This is a genomic window from Citrobacter sp. MGH100, from assembly GCF_001034465.1.
Lineage (GTDB): Bacteria > Pseudomonadota > Gammaproteobacteria > Enterobacterales > Enterobacteriaceae > Citrobacter > Citrobacter youngae.
The window spans coordinates 2,067,002-2,085,417 of the sequence record NZ_KQ089800.1 but is presented as its reverse complement, the minus strand read 5'-3'; the positions used below and the strand labels follow the sequence as shown (position 1 = coordinate 2,085,417).

Below are 18,416 nucleotides of genomic sequence, written 5' to 3'. Positions count from 1 at the left end.
TTTTTATTTGTTTAATTGATTTAAGGTGGGGAATCTGTAACGATCCTATTTTAGGCCGTGACTTGTAAATAAAACATTTTTATTACATATACAACGAAAAATAAGTTTCGGTTAACGTCGGTGAGGAAAAAACATGTCAAAAAAGAAAAATAAAACGCGGTTTCCTTTTTTTCGCAGCCTGGCGTTTCCGTTGCGTATTTTTCTACTCATTCTGGTCGTTTCTGTTTTTATCATCGCGGCGTTAGCACAATACTTTACCGCCAGCTTTGAAGATTATCTGACAACGCATGTCCGCGATATGGCAATGAATCAGGCGAAAATTATCGCTTCCAACGACAGCATTATTGCTGCCGTAAAGCACCGTGATTACAAGCGTCTGGCAACGATAGCGGATAAGTTGCAGAGCGGGACTGACTTTGACTATGTGGTTATTGGCGATACCCACTCGATCCGTCTTTATCACCCTAATCCGGATAAAATTGGCTACCCCATGCAGTTCACCAAACTCGGCGCGCTGGAGAAAGGGGAAAGCTACTTTATTACCGGTAAAGGATCTATCGGGATGGCGATGCGCGCCAAAACCCCTATCTTTGATGATGATGGTAAAATCATCGGTGTTGTCTCAATTGGCTACCTGATCAGTAAAATAGACAGCTGGCGCTCGGATTTCTTACTTCCGATGGCTGGGGTGTTCATTCTGTTGTTACTGGTGCTTATGTTACTTTCCTGGTTTTTTGCCGCCCATATTCGGCGTCAGATGTTGGGTATGGAGCCTAAACAAATTGCGCGGGTGGTACGTCAGCAGGAGGCGCTGTTTAGCTCAGTCTACGAAGGCTTAATTGCTGTTGATCCTGACGGGTGCATTACGGCGATAAACCGCAGTGCGAGAAAAATGCTGGGGCTCTCGTCGCCTGGACGTAAGTGGTTGGGTAAGCCGATTGCGGACGTCGTTCAGCCAGCAGACTTTTTTACCCAGCAGATTGCGGAAAAGCGCCAGGATGCGATGGTTAACTTTAATGGGTTGAGTGTTATTGCCAACCGCGAGGCTATCCGCTCAGGCGATGAACTGCTCGGGGCAATCATCAGTTTTCGTAGTAAAGATGAAATTGCTACCCTTAATGCGCAATTAACGCAGATCAAACAGTATGTAGAGAGCCTGAGAACGCTGCGCCATGAGCACCTGAACTGGATGTCGACCATCAATGGCCTGCTGCAAATGAAAGAATATGACAAGGTTCTGGCCATGGTGCAGGGAGAATCCCAGGCGCAGCAGCAACTCATTGATAGTCTGCGCGGCGCTTTCGCCGATCGTCAGGTTGCAGGCCTGCTGTTTGGCAAGGTACAGCGTGCGCGGGAACTGGGTCTCACAATGACCATTGTGCCTGGCAGTCAACTGCATAAACTTCCTGAGGGGTTGGATAGCACAGAGTTTGCAGCAATTGTTGGCAATCTGCTTGGTAATGCTTTTGAAGCCAGTTTGCGTACCCAGCAGGGTAACAAGGTCGTTGAACTCTATCTGAGCGATGAGGGCGATGAGGTGATCATCGAAGTCGCCGATCAAGGTTGTGGCGTACCGGAAGCATTGCGCGAAAAAATATTTGAACAGGGTGTGAGCACTCGTACCGATGAACCAGGCGAACATGGCATCGGTTTGTATCTGATTGCAAGTTATGTGAGGCGCTGTAATGGGGTTATTACGCTCGAAGATAACTCCCCCTGCGGCACCTTATTTTCTTTATTTCTTCCGAAAGTGAAAAAAAACAATGACGGAACCATTAACGCTGTTGATCGTTGAGGATGAAACGCTACTGGCGGAAATGCATGCTGAATATATCCGCCATATACCCGGTTTTAGCCAGATATGGCTGGCGGGTAATCTTGCGCAGGCAAGAATGATGATTGAGCGTTTTAGGCCCGGTTTGATTCTTCTTGATAATTACTTGCCGGATGGCAAGGGCATAACTCTGTTACACGAGCTGACTCAGGCACGTTACCCTGGCGGCGTGGTGTTTACCACGGCAGCCAGTGATATGGATACGGTCTCAGAAGCCGTACGCAGCGGGGCGTTTGATTATCTGGTTAAACCTATAGCCTACGAGCGACTGGGGCAGACGCTTACCCGCTATCAGCAACGCAGAAGAATGCTGGCCGGTAATGACAGTGCCAGCCAAAAACAGATTGATGAAATGTTTAATGCCTATGCGCGCGGTGAGCCGAAAGGGGATTTGCCGACGGGGATCGACGCGCTAACGCTGAATGCTGTACTGAAGTTATTTGCTGATCCGACGGTACATCATACTGCGGAAACGATCGCCCAGGCGCTAACCATCAGCCGTACAACATCCAGACGCTACCTGGAGTACTGTGCCAGCCGCCATTTGATCATTGCAGAGATTATTCACGGGAAGGTAGGTAGACCGCAGCGTATTTACCACGGCGGCTAATACACGTCATCCTTTAAACTGCCTCTTTGTTGGCTGCGTGCAGAAACCCCAGTCACATAGTTATCTATGCTCCTGGGGATCTCTTCACTTGCCGCCGCGATGCAGCATAAATGATTTTGTGTATTAAGGTCAGGTATTAACAGGTATCGTTAACCGCCAATCAGGGCAGACGTTGCCGGTACCATCACTTCAGTGGCGATAATCACAATCAGCAGTCCGACCATTACCGGAACAGAAGTTCGTTTTACGACTTCAAACGGTGAAATCTTCGCCATCCCCGCGACAGCCACAACCACACCGGATACCGGGGAGATTGTGCGTCCGAGGTTTGACGCCTGCAGCATTGGGATCGAAAGGTAGGCAGGGTTGATACCGGAAGAGTGCGCCAGTTTTGGGATCATCTCAACGAAGGCGTAGAAAGGCGCGTTACCGGAGCCCGTGGTCATTGCGGCCAGCATGGTCAGTATCACCAGGACCAGCATCAGAATAATGCTCGCAGAACCAAATGAGGTGGCGATAGAGATCAGACTCTGAATAAAGCCAATGGTGCTCAGACCCTGAGCAAATACACCGGCTGCAACTAACAACATGACGACGTTAGCAAAGGCATCTGCCATTCCGCGGTAGGCGACTTCCAGACCTGAGAAAACCTTCTGGGTGTTGAATCCGCGGATGAACTCCAGCACTGCGGCAATAAGCATGCACAGCACCAGAATCGTGATAATGTGCAGTTGCGGGCCCCATTTACCATCAAAAATCAGTACACCGACGATCGGGGTAAACGGCAGAATGGCGTAAAACGAGGGAGCCGTAGTGGTGATTTCTGCCACATCTAACATTTCGTGAGAGATGTTCTCTTTTTTATCCAGATAGCGCTGCCAGAAGTAATGAGCAATCGCCATACCAATAATGGCAGCAATGGAAATCGGCAACGTGGTTTTAAACGCGAAGTCGATCAGTGGCATTTCCGCTGCTTTTGCAGCCAGCACGACATCCCCGGAAGTTGGAGAAAGAATGATTGCGGCAGGGGAGGCGCAAATGGCCGCCGCAGCACCACGACTGATCCCAACGTTAACCATGACCGGAAAGAGTGTCGCCATCAACAGCACGCCCAGCCCGGTTGCCGAAGAGACTGCCAGTGACATCAGGCAGGCAACAAAATAGGCGGCAATCATTAGCATGTAAGGCGAGTTGATATATTGCAGGGGCCTGGAGGCCAGCTTAACGACCATATCGTTCGCGCCGATATGCGTCATGTAGGCGGCAAAACCACACAGCATCATAATCATCATGCCGAGGTCGCCGCCGCGGCTCATCAGCAAAATTTTAATATATTCAACAATATCTGTCGCGGTGTAGCCGGTACTTTCGGCACTGCCGGGCAGAACTTTATGTCCCATCAGGGCGCTGATAATCAATAAAACCAGGCCCCCGACAAACAATACGCCGGTCGCGGAATAACCTTTAATGATGTAGCGAGCCACACCCACAATAACAACGACTCCAATAAGGAGTTCTATAAATGTCAACATTGTTTCCCCTGTCATATTGACGCCCAGAAAGTAAAAAAACTAAAAAAAGCATAAAGCGGTGTGAGAATGTGCCTAATAAACACCTGCCTCTTGCTGATTAAAATCAATAAAAATACGGATTCAACCGATGGCGCAGGCGTTTTTTCAACATAGCGGATGAAAAGGGAGTACGGCAATCAAAAACTGTGAAACACTCTGGTTTTATGTGTTGTTTTGTTTTGTGATGATGCATTAATGTTAATTAATTGTAATTTATTTGGTGTTTTTGTGTAAAAGAAGCCGGTTAATAGAAATAAGAGAACATGTCACATATAAAAACCACAATAAATATAATGACAACGATCTGAAATTTATATGTGGAGAATATTCTGATTTTTTATTAGCGCATCTTTGTTAAGCTAACATTAAGGTTTTGTTTGCTACAATTAATACTAACTCCCAGGATGGTAATTAAGTCGTGATTGTCGCTAAACGTTATTTTCTCATTTTTTCATTTCTTTTTATTCAGTTAGCCTTTATTCCTCAGGGTTTTGCTGAGGATAAAGGGTGGTTTGATACTTTTAAAGATAATGTCAGTGAAACCTGGCAGCAGCCTGAGCATTATGATCTGTATGTGCCGGCCATTACCTGGCATGCGCGTTTTGCCTACGATAAAGAGAAAACCGATCGCTACAACGAACGTCCCTGGGGGGCAGGATTTGGCCAGTCCCGTTGGGATGATAAAGGTAATTGGCACGGGCTCTATATTATGGCCTTCAAGGATTCCTTTAATAAATGGGAGCCGATTGGCGGCTATGGCTGGGAAAAAACCTGGCGACCGCTGGCCGATGATAATTTCCGGCTGGGGCTGGGCTATACAGCTGGTTTCACCGCGCGCGATAACTGGAACTATATTCCCGTGCCATTGATCCTGCCGTTGGCATCGATAGGCTATGGGCCGGCAACGTTCCAGATGACCTACATTCCGGGTACGTATAACAACGGAAATGTCTACTTTGCCTGGATGCGTTTCCAGTTTTGACAGGCTACCTGTATTGTCAGGTGGATTATTATAAACTTGTTTAAAAACAGATGGATACATTGTTTGTCCGAAAAATAACGCGACATTTATCACTTTTTGACAAAGTTCGACTGGACAAAGTGCATCACAATTGTTGTACTGATACCCGACACAGCATTTGTGTCTATTTTTCATGTAAAGGTAATTTTGATGTCTAAGATTAAAGGTAACGTTAAGTGGTTTAATGAGTCCAAAGGATTCGGTTTCATTACTCCGGAAGATGGCAGCAAAGACGTGTTCGTACACTTCTCTGCAATCCAGACCAATGGTTTTAAAACTCTGGCTGAAGGTCAGCGCGTAGAGTTCGAAATCACTAACGGTGCCAAAGGCCCTTCTGCTGCAAACGTAATCGCTCTGTAAGCATACGACAGCAAGCATTCAAAACCCGCTTAATTGCGGGTTTTTTTTCGCCTAGTGTGCAGGAGAGGCAGAAACCAGCCAGAATGCCAGAGCCGTCATCGCAAATGAACCCAACAGGTTAACCAGCACATTCACCATTGCCCAACCAAAGCGTCCCTCTTGCAGCAAAAACACGACTTCTGCCGAGAAGGTTGAAAACGTCGTCAGCCCTCCGCAGAAACCGGTGGTAATGAGCACTTTCCACATTGGATCAATGTTTGTCATGCGGTTAAACCACGCCAGCCCCATGCCAATAATAAACGCGCCAATCAGATTTGCTGCCAGGGTACCGAATGGGATAGCCTGATGCAGCGGATTGAACCGCATGCTTAACATCCATCTTGCTACGCTTCCTGTACCGCCACCGATAAAAACTGCTAAAAGGAGTTGTAACACTGCATAATCCTGCTATTTGATTGTATATAGCGTGAGTGTAACGCTGAATAATCGTTGTTGGCGAGCTTAACCCATTTTTCTGGAGGGAATATGTTTGTTGCAGCAGGGCAATTTGCCGTGGGCCCCTCGTGGGAAAAAAATGCGGAAACGTGTGTCCAGTTGATGTCTCAGGCCGCAGGAGAAGGCGCATCTCTGTTGGTGCTGCCGGAAGCGCTGTTGGCCCGTGACGATCTCGACCCCGATCTATCGGTGAAGTCAGCCCAGCTACTGGAAGGCGGTTTTCTGACGCGGTTACAGCAAGAGAGTGCGCAAAATGAGATGACGACGATTCTGACGATTCATGTTCCCTCTGTACCTGGCCGGGCGTTGAACATGCTGGTTGCGTTACGGAGAGGTCGGGTTATCGCCCATTACGCAAAATTACATCTCTATGATGCCTTTTCGATTCAGGAGTCGCGGAATGTCGATGCAGGTGAGGCTGTAGCGCCATTGCTGGACGTAGACGGATTAAAGGTAGGGTTAATGACCTGCTATGACCTGCGCTTTCCTGAGCTGGCATTGGCGCTCGCGTTACAGGGGGCTGAAATCCTGGTCTTACCGGCGGCCTGGGTGCGAGGATCGCTCAAAGACCATCATTGGACAACGCTGTTGGCGGCAAGAGCTCTGGATGCAACCTGTTATGTGATTGCTGCGGGGGAGTGTGGTAACAAGAATATCGGTCAAAGCCGGGTTATCGATCCGTTTGGCGTGACGATTGCCGCTGCGGCGGAAACGCCTGCGCTGATAATGACGGAAGTTTCTGCTGAGCGGGTGAGGCAGGTCAGGGCGCAACTTCCTGTGTTACGTAACCGCCGCTTTGCGCCACCGCAATTATTATGACGTTTTTTTAAACAAGGCTTGATTCACCTTGTTACAGATTGCTATTGTGTGCGCGCGTCGAAAGGCCGTTAATATTCTCAGGTTAATATGGCGCTTTATGCAGCCTGGTTTAAGTTAAGAAGGTATCTATGGGTGAGATTAGTATTACCAAACTGCTGGTGGTTGCCGCACTGGTCGTTCTGCTGTTTGGTACCAAGAAGTTACGTACACTGGGTGGAGACCTGGGAACGGCAATTAAAGGCTTCAAGAAAGCGATGAACGATGATAATGCCGATGCTAAGAAAGATGCTGACGGTAGCGTTCAGACTGAGAAGCTTTCCCATAAAGAGTAATGTCAGGAGCACGATGCTCATACTGCATACTCTGCATGAAAAAAAACCGGCAATTGCCGGTTTTTTTATTGCTGAAATGTAAGTGAGTATTACACGATTACTTCACTTCCAGCCCTTTCGCCTGCATGTCCGCATGATAAGAAGAACGAACAAATGGGCCGCAGGCTGCATGGGTAAAGCCCATTGCCATGGCTTCAGCCTTCATCTCATCAAACTCGTCCGGGCTTACATAGCGCTGAACCGGCAGGTGGTGACGGCTTGGCTGTAAATACTGCCCCAGTGTCAGCATGGTCACGCCATGGCTGCGCAGGTCACGCATAACCTCAATGATTTCAGCATTGGTTTCACCCAGACCCACCATCAGACCGGATTTGGTTGGGATCTCAGGGTGCGCTTCCTTGAAACGTTCCAGAAGCTTCAGTGACCAGTTGTAATCAGCCCCAGGGCGTACGTTACGGTAAATACGCGGAACGTTCTCGAGGTTATGGTTAAACACGTCTGGCGGAGTGGCCGTGAGGATATCCAGCGCACGATCCATACGACCACGGAAGTCAGGTACCAGCGTTTCGATTTTAATCGACGGGCTTTTCTCACGGATTGCGGTGATACAATCCGCGAAATGCTGAGCGCCACCATCGCGTAGATCGTCGCGGTCAACGGAGGTAATGACAACATAGCGTAGCGCCATGTCCGCAATCGTCTGGGCCAGTTTTAACGGTTCGTTAGCATCAGGGGCAACCGGGCGACCGTGGGCAACGTCACAGAATGGACAGCGGCGAGTACAGATTGCGCCGAGGATCATAAAGGTCGCGGTCCCGTGGTTGAAACATTCTGCCAGGTTAGGGCAGGACGCTTCTTCGCAGACAGAGTGCAGGCCATTTTTGCGCATCGCTGCTTTGATACCCTGGATGCGAGTGGAGTCCGCTGGCAGTTTTATTTTCATCCATTCCGGCTTACGCAGCAGGGCTTCGCGCTCTGTTGCTACATTTTTTACCGGGATAAGAGCCATCTTATCGGCATCGCGGTATTTAACACCGCGTTCCATCACAATGGGTTTACTCATAGCTTGCGTGTTCCAGTTGCGAATTACGAAGGAAAGCGTTTCAATTCAAGGGAATGTTGCATTTATCAACTATTTTTGAATTAGTGATACGCAGTATATCATTGAAACGGGCCAGAAAGCAGCCTGACAGGCTGGCAAAATGTAAAATAGTTGTTGTTTTGTGCCATTTGCCACAACATATGCTGCGGCAAACGATAACCTGTTTTTCAGTCTGCGATGTACTCGTGGGGGGGATTGCCCAACAGCGCTAAAATGTTAGCCAGCAGACGAGGACGCACGCTCTCGGTCGTGGCTGCGCTATCCCACTGCGATACTTTCGCCATCTCCATTCCGGCGTAACCACAAGGATTGATACGCAGGAAAGGCGACAAATCCATATCTACGTTGAGCGCTAAGCCGTGAAACGAACATCCTCTACGAATACGTAACCCCAAAGAGCAGATTTTCTTCTCCCCGACGTATACGCCAGGCGCATCAGCGCGCGGATGAGCGTCAATACCTATCTCCGCAAGCGTATTCACCACGGTTTGTTCCAGCAGTGTTACCAGTTCACGCACGCCCAGTTTGCGGCGTTTGAGATTCAACAGAACATACATAACCTGCTGGCCGGGTCCGTGGTATGTCACCTGACCGCCCCGATCGCTCTGGATAACGGGAATATCACCGGGCATCAGTACGTGCTCTGCTTTACCGGCCTGACCCTGGGTAAAAACAGGATAATGCTCTACCAGCCAGATTTCATCATGACTATGTTCATCGCGGGTATCGGTGAATTCGTGCATGGCCAGAGAGACTGGCTCGTAGGGTTGAAGACCGAGCTGGCGGACAAGAATTTTATCCTGATACAAAACGGCATCTCCGTAGATACTCACATAGAGTAGAGAATGTTAAAGAGGGGGAAAGTATATCACAGGGGGGAGGGGTTACCCGAGCGGGGATGCAGCGGGTAACCGACAGGCTTTTACAGCACCATACGTACGATATCGATATTACCTAATTCTTCGTACAGTGTTTCAACTTGCTCAATGTGTGTCGCATTAATAGTGATAGAGACCGAGTGGTAATTGCCTTTGCTGCTCGGTTTTACCGTTGGGGAGTAATCACCTGGCGCATGGCGCTGTACCACTTCAACCACCTGATCAACCAGCTCAGGCAACGCCTGCCCCATTACTTTGTAAGTAAATGGAGTAGGGAATTCAAGCAGTTCGTTAAGTTTGGTTTTCATGTCAGCTCCGGCGTTACATCAAAAAATAATAACTCCCACGGCGCGTGGGAGTTATCTGGATACCTAGTATATGGGGACGTAAATCACACTTTCAAGTGTTCGATTTTTAGCCAAACCAGTGATGGAACATTAATTTAATGTAATCAATGATTTTACCAAAGAAGTTGCCTTCCGGGATTTCCTGCAGAACCACCAGCGGACGCTGTTCAATGGTTTTGCCATCAAGCTGGAAGTTGATGGTGCCGACAACCTGGTTTTTCTGCAGCGGTGCATGCAGTTCTGTGGTGTTCAGAACATAGCTGGCTTTCAGATCTTTCATGCGGCCGCGTGGAATAGTCAGGTACACGTCTTTATCGACACCTAATGACGCACGATCGGTATTACCAAACCAGGCCGGTTCTGAAGCAAACTCTTTGCCGACTTTCAACGGGTTCACGGTTTCAAAGAAACGGAAGCCCCAGGTCAGCAGTTTTTTACTTTCAGTTTCGCGGCCTTTATAGGTGCGACCACCCATCACGGCGGAGATCAGACGCATCTGGCCTTCGGTTGCGGATGCAACGAGGTTGTAGCCAGCTTTGTCAGTGTGGCCGGTTTTGATACCGTCAACATTCAGGCTGTTATCCCACAGCAGACCGTTACGGTTGAGCTGGCGGATACCGTTAAAGGTGAACTCTTTTTCTTTATAGATAGAGTATTCGTTGGGCACGTCGCGAATTAGCGCCTGACCAATCAGTGCCATGTCACGGGCCGAGCTGTACTGACCGTCAGCATCGAGACCATGAACGGTCTGGAAGTGGGTGTTTTTCAGGCCCAGCGCATTCACATAGCTGTTCATCAGACCGACGAAAGCATCCTGGCTTCCGGCTGCGAAGTCCGCCATTGCCACGCAAGCATCGTTCCCTGATTGCAGGTTAATACCACGGATCAATTGAGAAACAGGAACCTGCATGCCAGGTTTGAGGAACATCAGCGATGAACCTTTAAACACCGGGTTGCCCGTAGCCCAGGCGTCGTTGCCGACGGTGACCAGATCGGTTTCTTTGAATTTCCCGGCTTTCATCGCCTGGCCGATGACGTAGCTGGTCATCATTTTGGTCAGGCTGGCGGGGTCACGGCGAGAGTCCGCATTTTGTTCTGCGAGAACTTTGCCTGAATTGTAGTCAATCAGGATATACGACTCCGCATCGATCTGCGGAACACCCGGGATCATGGTTTTAATATTCAGGTCATCTGCATGGGCAGCAGAAAGAGAGGCTGCGCAGAGAGCCGCGGTGAGCGCCATGCGCTGCACGAAACGAGCGGAAAAAGTGGTCTTCATGGTCTGAACTACGACGTCCGTGGTGAAATTAAAAAAAGTGCCCTACTATAGCAAATGCATAACTGGCAGGCATCTGACTTTCCGCGTGACTTTGTTAATGTCATTTACAGAAATTGACAATTCAGATGCCTGGTTTACGTTATTACACGCCGGTGATGAAGGACTGTAATTGCGCCTCGGATTGCAGACGCTGCTGCAGTGTGGAGGCTTCAGCCTTGCTGGCGAATGGCCCCATCTGAATACGCCAAACGGCACCGTTTTGCACAACCCGGCCCGGAACGCCAAACTGCTGACTTAAACGCTTTTGATACTGCTGTGCACGCGCCTGCTCGCTTACCGCACCAACCTGAACGACGTAACGACCGTTGGCTGCAGCTGCTGGAGTGGCAACGGCGACGGCTGGTGCTGCTGCGACAGTCGGTGTTGTGGCTGGCGCAGTCACAGGGGCAGCCGGTTGTGGCGCTGGCGTCGGTTCGCTACCTTCAAGCACGCCGGAAGCGAGCGTAGTCGGCGCACCGAGGAATCCACCGCTGTTTACTGGTGCTCCGGTAGGGTCATCGCTTTTCAGCGTGGAATTGCTGATCGGGCGGATATCTCCTTGCGGCTGACCCGCATCCGGTGTAGCAGGCATGCTGCCACCGCCGCTTAAATCAGGGCGAGAGGGCAGGGCATAGGTTTGTTTGGCCACTGTCGTACAGGCCATACCTGGGCCGGACAGAGAACCATCCTGTGCGACAATGATAGGATCGATACGCACTTTCGTGTTGTTAGATGTGTTCAGACGATCGGCTGCTGCTCGCGACAGCGAAACGACGCGATCGTTGCCATATGGGCCACGATCGTTAATGCGTACGACGATCATTCGACCGTTTGCCAGGTTAGTAATTCTGGCATAGCTTGGAATGGGCAGCGTCGGGTGCGCAGCAGTCAGCTGCATCGGGTCGAACGCTTCACCTGATGCGGTCAAATTACTTCCTGGCTCCGCATCGTAAATGGCGGCCAGTCCAGCCTGGCTAAAGCGGGAGGGATCCTGGACTATCTTGTAGCTCTTACCGTCACGCTGATAGTCCTGATTCGCCGTTGGGTTCAGGGGTTCAAAACGCGGATCGGCTCCGCTGATTTCAACAATCGGACCATTACACACCGCAGGTTGCGGCGCGACGGCAGCCTGTTGCTGACCATCATCACCTGAACACGCCGCGAGCATTCCTGCTGCGATGCAGATTCCAATCCACTGCTTACGCATTGCGTACCCCTTACACGCTTTTTGACAACATTTTTCTATGGGTGTGGATCGACATGACAATCCCGAACCCGGCCATCAGCACGATCAGTGCAGAGCCTCCGTAACTGACCAGTGGGAGTGGAACCCCAACTACAGGCAGAATACCGCTCACCATACCAATATTTACGAAGACATAAACGAATAATATCAACATTAAACCACCGGCCATGACGCGACCAAAGGTCGTTTGTGCGTGGGCCGCGATCCACAATCCGCGCATAATCAGCAAAATGTACAGGGCAAGCAGGATTAAAATCCCTACCAGACCCAGCTCTTCCGCCAGTACTGCAAAGATAAAGTCAGTATGACGTTCGGGCAAAAACTCCAACTGCGACTGCGTACCATGCAACCAGCCTTTGCCGCGTAGCCCACCTGAACCAATAGCAATTTTAGACTGAATAATGTGATAGCCCGCGCCCAGCGGATCGGTTTCCGGGTCGAGAAGCATCATCACGCGTTGTCGCTGGTAATCATGCATCAGGAAGAACCACAGTATTGGAATAAATGCGGCCACCAGAACCACAGCAACGCCGATTAAACGCCAGCTCAAGCCGGAGAGGAACAAGACAAACAGGCCGGAAAGCGCAACCAGGATTGAGGTGCCGAGGTCAGGCTGCGCGGCAACCAGCAGCGTGGGCATAAAAATGAGCACCAGAGCTATAGCCGTATTCTTCAGCGAAGGTGGGCAGACATCGCGGTTGATAAAGCGCGCCACCATCAGCGGGACGGCTATCTTGGCGATTTCCGAGGGCTGAAAACGCACGATTCCCAAATCCAGCCAACGTTGTGCGCCTTTGGAAATGGCGCCGAAGGCATCGACAGCAACCAACAGGATGATACAGAAGATATAGAGGTACGGCGCCCAACCTTCATAGACTCTGGGAGGAATTTGCGCCATCACCACCATGATGACCAGCCCCATAGCGATCTGGCCGACCTTACGTTCCATCATGCCAATATCCTGGCCGCTGGCGCTCCAGATGACCAGCGAGCTGTAGACCAGCAGAGCCAGCAAGATAAGCAACATTGTGGGATCGATATGAATTTTGTCCCAGAATGTTTTTTTGTTCGGATTATCCGTCACGATTATTGGTCCTCACCTGCTGCAACCGCCGGGTTTTCAGCAGGCAGATTGGTGTTGTTGTCACCCAACATAATGTGGTCAAGGATCTGGCGCATGAGTGTACCTACAGCCGGACCGGCCCCACCGTTTTCGAGGATCATCGCGACAGCGACCTCGGGTTTGTCATAGGGCGCGAATGCAGTCATCAGTTTGTGGTCACGTAAACGTTCGGCGATCTTATGTGCGTTATAGGTTTCATTGGCTTTCAGGCCAAATACCTGCGCGGTACCGGATTTCGCCGCAATTTTGTAGGGTGCGCCAGCAAAATACTTGTGCGCAGTCCCATTAGGGCGATTCGCTACACCGTACATACCGTCTTTGGCGATTTCCCAGTAGCCAGAATGAATGTCACCGACAGGAGGCTCATGTGGCTGTACCCACGGCACTTGCTTGCCGTTTTCCGCTGTGCTCATCAGCAGATGAGGGACTTTCACCATGCCGTCGTTGATGAGGATCATCAGCGCTTTACTCATCTGGATAGGTGTTGCTGTCCAGTAGCCCTGACCGATACCGACAGGGATTGTATCACCCTGGTACCAGGGCTTTTTAAACCGTTTTTGCTTCCACTCGCGGGTTGGCATGTTACCCGCGCGCTCTTCAGCGAGATCGATGCCCGTATAATGGCCGTAACCAAATTTGCTCATCCACTCAGAAAGACGGTCAATCCCCATATCATAGGCGATTTGATAGAAAAACGTATCAGCGGACTCTTCCAGAGAACGGGTGATGTTCAGATGACCGTGACCCCATTTTTTCCAGTCACGGTAACGTTTCTCTGAACCGGGTAATTGCCACCAGCCCGGATCAAATAGCCCGGTATTGCGGGTAATAACGCCTGCGCTTAACGCAGAGACCGCCACATAAGGTTTAACCGTGGACGCCGGAGGGTAAACGCCTTGAGTGGCGCGGTTAACCAGTGGGGTATTGGGGTCATTGAGTAACCCGGAATAATCTTTGCTGGAGATGCCGTCCACGAACAGGTTCGGGTCATAGCTTGGCATAGAGACCAGTGCCAGGACACCGCCAGTACGCGGGTCTGTGACCACGACGGCGGCACGGCTACCCGCCAGCAGCGTTTCAATGTATTGCTGGAGTTTCAAATCAAGCGTCAGATAGATATCGTGCCCGGCCTGCGGCGCCACTTCTTTAAGCTGGCGAATAACGCGGCCGCGGTTATTGACTTCAACCTCTTCATAACCGGTTTGACCATGAAGTACGTCTTCGTAATAACGTTCAATACCCAGCTTACCGATGTCGTGCGTCGCCGCGTAGTTGGCCAGCTTGCCGTCTTTATCCAGGCGTTCAACGTCTTTATCGTTGATCTTCGATACGTAGCCGATCACGTGGGTCAGTGCAGAGCCGTAGGGGTAATAGCGGCGTTTATAGCCTTTAACTTCGACGCCAGGAAAACGATACTGATTCACGGCAAAGCGTGCGACCTGAACTTCAGTCAGGTTGGTTTTTACCGGAATAGAGGTGAAGCGGTGTGAACGGGCGCGCTCTTTTTTGAAGGCGGCAATGTCATCGTCCGTCAGATCGACGACGTTACGCAGCGCGTCGAGCGTATCCTGAATGTTGTCGACCTTTTCCGGCATCATTTCTATCTGATAAATGGTGCGGTTAAGGGCGAGGGGAATTCCGTTGCGGTCATAAATGATGCCGCGGCTGGGGGCGATAGGCACCAGTTTGATGCGGTTCTCGTTCGAACGGGTCTGATAATCAGTAAAGCGAACGATTTGCAGATTATAAAGATTGGCGATTAGCACGCCAGTGAGCAGCAAAATCCCCAAAAAAGCGACCAGCGCCCGGCGCACAAACAGCGCGGACTCAGCCGTATAGTCGCGAAAAGAATTCTGTAGTTTCATCCGCTGCTTAATCTACTCAAGAATCAATGATCACTCACGGTGATAAGGATGGTTGGTGGTAATGCTCCACGCCCTGTACAAACTCTCTGCGACCAGCACCCGGACAAGAGGGTGGGGAAGGGTTAATGCAGAGAGTGACCAGCTTTGCTCCGCTGCCGCTTTACAGGCGGGGGACAGTCCTTCCGGTCCGCCAATCAACAGACTGACGTCACGACCATCCAGTTTCCAGCGTTCCAGCTCGGTCGCCAGTTGTGGCGTGTCCCAGGGTTTTCCTGGGATATCAAGGGTGACGATGCGGTTTTTGCCTGCGGCGGCCAGCATCTGTTCACCCTCTTTGTCGAGAATGCGCTTAATGTCCGCGTTCTTGCCGCGTTTTCCTGCCGGGATTTCGATCAGCTCAAAGGGCATGTCTTTCGGAAACCGGCGCAGGTACTCCGTAAAGCCGGTTTGCACCCAGTCAGGCATTTTCGTACCCACAGCGACAAGTTGCAGCTTCACGCATTAACTCCAGAGTTTTTCCAGTTCATACAGGCGACGGCTTTCTTCCTGCATCACGTGGACAATCACATCACCAAGATCGACGACGATCCAGTCAGCTACGTTTTCGCCTTCTACGCCAAGCGGCAGCAGACCGGCGGTGCGAGACTCCTGAACAACGTGATCGGCGATAGACATGACATGGCGGCTGGACGTGCCAGTGCAGATAATCATGCAATCGGTGATACTGGATTTGCCCTGAACATCTAAGGCGATGATGTCTTGACCTTTCAGGTCATCAATTTTGTCGATTACAAAATCCTGGAGTGCTTTACCCTGCAAGTGTTCCCCCTGGGTGAAAAAGAGTTAAAAACGTCTGTTAGTATACCTGAACCAGAGGCGATATCGGGACAAATGTCTCCGAAAGCGCTTTTGAGGTGCGCTATCATCCCACCCCACGCAACAGAATGCATCGCCATTTTTGTAAAACAATTTCTGCAAAGCTCTGAAAGGCGGGAAAAGTCAGGTTGCGGAGAATAGCAGCCTGTCATAGGGTGTCAATGGGAGAGAGGCCCTTCGGCAGAAAAAACAGTGCATTCACTCACCCTCGTGCCACACGGCGCGACTATTGAGAACTTTCAGAACTGCAAAGTCGTCACAAAAATCAATGGCACTCCAGCATCCCTGTTCGATGCGAAAGTGCCACATGGCGGCCGCGGGCATGGACAGCAGCCGGGCCACCAGCACGCTCAGCACGCCCTGATGACTTACCACCAACAGATTTTGACTGTCTTTGTAATCAGCAAGCTGAGCAATGAAACGTTCAACACGCTGTGAAAATGCCTGGAATCCTTCACCGTTGGTTGGGGTCGCATTCTGCCAGTCGTTACACCATATGGCATAATTTTCAGCGTCTTCACGCGCAAGATCGCGATGATGGCGCATTTCCCAGTCGCCAAAGAACATCTCATTAAGTTCAGGCATGATACGCACAGGAATCTCGCGATCGCCTAAGATCAACTGCGTTGTATGGTGGGCACGCTCCAGCTCGCTGCACAGAACGTTGTCGAAAGGGACATTGTGTAGCAGTCCACTCAGTGATTGCGCCTGAGCAATCCCCCGTTCCGTTAGCGGTGTTGGGGCATGACCGCTGTATAGCCCAGCGACATTGGCTTCGGTTTCTCCGTGACGTACTAACCAGAGTCTCATTTTTTCCTCTTGGGGCTATTCGCACAAAATATGATGCTTGCCCTGATTGCGCAGAGATTTTTTCAATAAAATACCCCTTTTTAACTGGAGCGGCACGATGTCTTTATTGAAGAGCGCGCACGGCGGTAATACCCGAGAAGCCGCCGCATTGTTGGGCATCCCGCCTGAGCAATTGCTGGATTTTAGCGCGAATATTAACCCGCTGGGTATGCCCGCAACCTTAAAATGCGCGCTTATCGACAATCTGGACAGGGCTGAATGCTACCCGGACGTTGACTACACCCAGTTGCATGCGGCGCTGGCGCAGCATCACCAGATACCTGTTTCGTGGATCCTCGCGGGGAATGGCGAAACAGAATCTATCTTCACCCTGGTTAATGGGCTCAAGCCGCGTCATGCGATGATTGTTGCCCCTGGATTTGCTGAATACCGCCGGGCGCTGGAATGGGGAGAATGTGCGATCCATGAATTTGCGCTGCGCGAGGAGGATGGCTGGCAGCTCACCGCCACGATCCTTGATGTGTTAACGCCAGAGCTGGACTGCCTTTTTCTCTGTACGCCCAACAACCCTACAGGGCTATTGCCCGATGGTCATCTGCTTGCTGCGATAGCAACGCGCTGCGCTGAATTGGGGATTACCTTGATTCTGGATGAAGCCTTTATCGATTTTATTGCCGGGGAGGAGGGTTTTATTCCGCGGCTACAAGAGAATCCGCACATTTGGGTTCTTCGCTCGCTGACCAAGTTCTATGCGATACCGGGGTTGCGACTGGGTTATCTGGTCAATAGCGATGAACAGGCCGTGGCACGGATGCGCAGCCGACAAATGCCGTGGTCAATTAACGCATTTGCCGCGCTGGCGGGAGAGATGATTCTTAGCGATAGCGCCTACCAGCAGGCGACGTGGCAATGGCTGGCACAGGAAGGACAGCGATTTGATCAACAATTGCAAACACTGCCCGGCCTGACAGTCTATCCCGGTCGGGCTAACTATCGGCTGTTACGCTGCGATCGACCGGATATCGATTTGCAAAAATCACTGCTGGAACAACATGTTTTGATCCGCAGTTGTGCCAATTACCCTGGCCTGGACGCGCGTTATTACCGGGTTGCTGTTCGCAGTAAGGACGAAAATGACCGCCTGTTGGCGGCGTTAAACAACACGCTTAGCGGTACAAACCCTGCTGGTTGATATAGTCGAGCACGGCGCGTGGCAGTAAGTCGTCGCACGGCTCGCCTTTTTCCAGGCGTTCGCGGATAAGCGTGGCGGAGATATTGAACCACGGCGTTTCGGCAAGGTAAATCTTACCTGCCGGCAGATTATGCAGATCATCTGCCGTATGGGTCAGATGATTTTCCAGCCACTGCTGGTGCTGTTCCTGTGCCATTTCGAGCGGGTAACCCGGACGTCGACACACGATAAGATGGGTGTTGTCCAGAATCGTGTCGTAGTCATGCCAGGAAGGAAAGGTCAGCAGTGAATCCTGACCAATAATGAATGCCAGCGGTGCATCCGGGCCTTGTTCCACACGCCACTCTTGCAGCGTTTGCGCGGTGTACGAGGCGGTATCGCGTTTTAGCTCGCGTTCATCCAGTGAAAACAAAGGTTTGTCGGCAATGGCCAGCTCAAGCATATGTTTACGCTGGGCGCTGGAGGCTTCCGGTTGCGCACGATGTGGTGGCACGTTATTGGGCATGACAATGACCCGAGAGAGGCCAATCAGATTAGCCAGAATTTCAACGGGTTTCAGATGACCATAATGCACCGGATCAAAGGTGCCGCCGAACAGAGCCTGCAATGATTTCATA

20 protein-coding genes are annotated in these 18,416 nt (G+C 50.8%); 7 read left to right on the top strand and 13 right to left on the bottom strand.

Going from position 1 to position 18,416, the window contains the following annotated elements; genetic code table 11:
- Nucleotides 1-133: 133 nt before the first annotated feature.
- Complete coding sequence (gene dpiB / locus SK32_RS09845; protein WP_048212307.1) at nt 134-1,795, top strand: sensor histidine kinase DpiB; 1,662 nt, start codon at nt 134-136, stop codon at nt 1,793-1,795.
- Nucleotides 1,764-2,444, top strand: coding sequence for a two-component response regulator DpiA (dpiA, locus tag SK32_RS09840; protein WP_048212306.1), 681 nt, complete (start codon nt 1,764-1,766; stop codon nt 2,442-2,444). The genes dpiB and dpiA overlap by 32 nt, the downstream gene beginning before the upstream one ends.
- A gap of 149 nt (nt 2,445-2,593) precedes the next feature.
- Here dpiA and dcuC read toward each other — a convergent pair whose 3' ends face one another.
- Nucleotides 2,594-3,976 carry an anaerobic C4-dicarboxylate transporter DcuC gene (dcuC, locus tag SK32_RS09835; RefSeq protein WP_048212305.1) on the bottom strand — a complete coding sequence of 461 codons (1,383 nt, stop codon included), beginning with the start codon at nt 3,974-3,976 and terminating at the stop codon, nt 2,594-2,596.
- Nucleotides 3,977-4,433: 457 nt separating this feature from the next.
- On the opposite strand from dcuC, the gene pagP reads away from it, so the two are divergent.
- Together pagP and cspE are read left to right on the top strand one after the other, a co-directional pair.
- Nucleotides 4,434-4,997, top strand: coding sequence for a lipid IV(A) palmitoyltransferase PagP (pagP, locus tag SK32_RS09830; protein ID WP_048212304.1), 564 nt, complete (start codon nt 4,434-4,436; stop codon nt 4,995-4,997).
- Nucleotides 4,998-5,186: 189 nt separating this feature from the next.
- On the top strand, nt 5,187-5,396 hold the full coding sequence (gene cspE / locus SK32_RS09825; RefSeq protein WP_000034825.1) for a transcription antiterminator/RNA stability regulator CspE: 210 nt from the start codon (nt 5,187-5,189) through the stop codon (nt 5,394-5,396).
- Between the two features lie 51 nt (nt 5,397-5,447).
- On the opposite strand, the gene crcB is transcribed toward cspE, so the two are convergent.
- The gene (gene crcB / locus SK32_RS09820; RefSeq protein WP_043015566.1) at nt 5,448-5,831 is read right to left on the bottom strand and encodes a fluoride efflux transporter CrcB; all 384 of its coding nucleotides are present in this window, start codon (nt 5,829-5,831) and stop codon (nt 5,448-5,450) included.
- 90 nt (nt 5,832-5,921) lie between these two features.
- On the opposite strand from crcB, the gene SK32_RS09815 reads away from it, so the two are divergent.
- Nucleotides 5,922-6,710 (top strand): deaminated glutathione amidase, encoded by a 789-nt coding sequence (locus SK32_RS09815; RefSeq protein ID WP_048212303.1) that lies wholly within the window; start codon nt 5,922-5,924, stop codon nt 6,708-6,710.
- A 128-nt stretch (nt 6,711-6,838) separates the two neighbouring features.
- The gene (gene tatE, locus SK32_RS09810; protein WP_048212302.1) at nt 6,839-7,042 is read left to right on the top strand and encodes a twin-arginine translocase subunit TatE; all 204 of its coding nucleotides are present in this window, start codon (nt 6,839-6,841) and stop codon (nt 7,040-7,042) included.
- A gap of 97 nt (nt 7,043-7,139) precedes the next feature.
- Here tatE and lipA read toward each other — a convergent pair whose 3' ends face one another.
- The 10 genes from lipA to SK32_RS09760 form a co-directional block, all read right to left on the bottom strand.
- Nucleotides 7,140-8,105 carry a lipoyl synthase gene (lipA, locus tag SK32_RS09805; RefSeq protein ID WP_003022702.1) on the bottom strand — a complete coding sequence of 322 codons (966 nt, stop codon included), beginning with the start codon at nt 8,103-8,105 and terminating at the stop codon, nt 7,140-7,142.
- 206 nt (nt 8,106-8,311) lie between these two features.
- A complete protein-coding gene (gene lipB / locus SK32_RS09800; protein ID WP_048212301.1) occupies nt 8,312-8,953 on the bottom strand; it encodes a lipoyl(octanoyl) transferase LipB in 642 nt (213 codons plus the stop codon).
- 113 nt (nt 8,954-9,066) lie between these two features.
- A complete protein-coding gene (gene ybeD, locus SK32_RS09795) occupies nt 9,067-9,330 on the bottom strand; it encodes a DUF493 family protein YbeD (protein WP_000850547.1) in 264 nt (87 codons plus the stop codon).
- Nucleotides 9,331-9,436: 106 nt separating this feature from the next.
- Nucleotides 9,437-10,648, bottom strand: coding sequence for a D-alanyl-D-alanine carboxypeptidase DacA (gene dacA / locus SK32_RS09790; protein ID WP_048212300.1), 1,212 nt, complete (start codon nt 10,646-10,648; stop codon nt 9,437-9,439).
- 142 nt (nt 10,649-10,790) lie between these two features.
- A complete protein-coding gene (rlpA, locus tag SK32_RS09785; protein WP_048212299.1) occupies nt 10,791-11,894 on the bottom strand; it encodes an endolytic peptidoglycan transglycosylase RlpA in 1,104 nt (367 codons plus the stop codon).
- A gap of 10 nt (nt 11,895-11,904) precedes the next feature.
- Nucleotides 11,905-13,017, bottom strand: a complete 1,113-nt coding sequence (mrdB, locus tag SK32_RS09780) for a peptidoglycan glycosyltransferase MrdB (RefSeq protein WP_003022718.1) — start codon at nt 13,015-13,017, stop codon at nt 11,905-11,907.
- 2 nt (nt 13,018-13,019) lie between these two features.
- A complete protein-coding gene (gene mrdA, locus SK32_RS09775; RefSeq protein ID WP_048212298.1) occupies nt 13,020-14,921 on the bottom strand; it encodes a peptidoglycan DD-transpeptidase MrdA in 1,902 nt (633 codons plus the stop codon).
- A gap of 30 nt (nt 14,922-14,951) precedes the next feature.
- Nucleotides 14,952-15,419, bottom strand: a complete 468-nt coding sequence (rlmH, locus tag SK32_RS09770; RefSeq protein WP_003022725.1) for a 23S rRNA (pseudouridine(1915)-N(3))-methyltransferase RlmH — start codon at nt 15,417-15,419, stop codon at nt 14,952-14,954.
- A gap of 3 nt (nt 15,420-15,422) precedes the next feature.
- Nucleotides 15,423-15,740 carry a ribosome silencing factor gene (gene rsfS, locus SK32_RS09765; RefSeq protein ID WP_003022728.1) on the bottom strand — a complete coding sequence of 106 codons (318 nt, stop codon included), beginning with the start codon at nt 15,738-15,740 and terminating at the stop codon, nt 15,423-15,425.
- A 255-nt stretch (nt 15,741-15,995) separates the two neighbouring features.
- Complete coding sequence (locus tag SK32_RS09760) at nt 15,996-16,607, bottom strand: adenosylcobalamin/alpha-ribazole phosphatase (RefSeq protein ID WP_048212297.1); 612 nt, start codon at nt 16,605-16,607, stop codon at nt 15,996-15,998.
- Nucleotides 16,608-16,704: 97 nt separating this feature from the next.
- Between SK32_RS09760 and cobD the strand changes: the two genes are divergently transcribed.
- Nucleotides 16,705-17,799: a threonine-phosphate decarboxylase CobD gene (gene cobD, locus SK32_RS09755; protein WP_048212296.1), complete on the top strand. Its 1,095-nt coding sequence runs from the start codon at nt 16,705-16,707 to the stop codon at nt 17,797-17,799.
- On the opposite strand, the gene nadD is transcribed toward cobD, so the two are convergent.
- Nucleotides 17,774-18,415 carry a nicotinate-nucleotide adenylyltransferase gene (gene nadD, locus SK32_RS09750; protein ID WP_086523834.1) on the bottom strand — a complete coding sequence of 214 codons (642 nt, stop codon included), beginning with the start codon at nt 18,413-18,415 and terminating at the stop codon, nt 17,774-17,776. The two genes, cobD and nadD, sit on opposite strands and share 26 nt — an antisense overlap.
- Nucleotide 18,416: the final 1 nt, after the last annotated feature.

Coding starts and splice junctions, on each gene's coding strand:
- dpiB (WP_048212307.1), top strand. CDS start 134: ATGTCAAAAAAGAAAAATAAAACGCGGTTTCCTTTTTTTCGCAGCCTG.
- dpiA (WP_048212306.1), top strand. CDS start 1,764: ATGACGGAACCATTAACGCTGTTGATCGTTGAGGATGAAACGCTACTG.
- dcuC (WP_048212305.1), bottom strand. CDS start 3,976: ATGTTGACATTTATAGAACTCCTTATTGGAGTCGTTGTTATTGTGGGT.
- cspE (WP_000034825.1), top strand. CDS start 5,187: ATGTCTAAGATTAAAGGTAACGTTAAGTGGTTTAATGAGTCCAAAGGA.
- SK32_RS09815 (WP_048212303.1), top strand. CDS start 5,922: ATGTTTGTTGCAGCAGGGCAATTTGCCGTGGGCCCCTCGTGGGAAAAA.
- tatE (WP_048212302.1), top strand. CDS start 6,839: ATGGGTGAGATTAGTATTACCAAACTGCTGGTGGTTGCCGCACTGGTC.
- lipA (WP_003022702.1), bottom strand. CDS start 8,105: ATGAGTAAACCCATTGTGATGGAACGCGGTGTTAAATACCGCGATGCC.
- ybeD (WP_000850547.1), bottom strand. CDS start 9,330: ATGAAAACCAAACTTAACGAACTGCTTGAATTCCCTACTCCATTTACT.
- dacA (WP_048212300.1), bottom strand. CDS start 10,648: ATGAAGACCACTTTTTCCGCTCGTTTCGTGCAGCGCATGGCGCTCACC.
- rlpA (WP_048212299.1), bottom strand. CDS start 11,894: ATGCGTAAGCAGTGGATTGGAATCTGCATCGCAGCAGGAATGCTCGCG.
- mrdA (WP_048212298.1), bottom strand. CDS start 14,921: ATGAAACTACAGAATTCTTTTCGCGACTATACGGCTGAGTCCGCGCTG.
- SK32_RS09760 (WP_048212297.1), bottom strand. CDS start 16,607: ATGAGACTCTGGTTAGTACGTCACGGAGAAACCGAAGCCAATGTCGCT.
- cobD (WP_048212296.1), top strand. CDS start 16,705: ATGTCTTTATTGAAGAGCGCGCACGGCGGTAATACCCGAGAAGCCGCC.
- nadD (WP_086523834.1), bottom strand. CDS start 18,415: ATGAAATCATTGCAGGCTCTGTTCGGCGGCACCTTTGATCCGGTGCAT.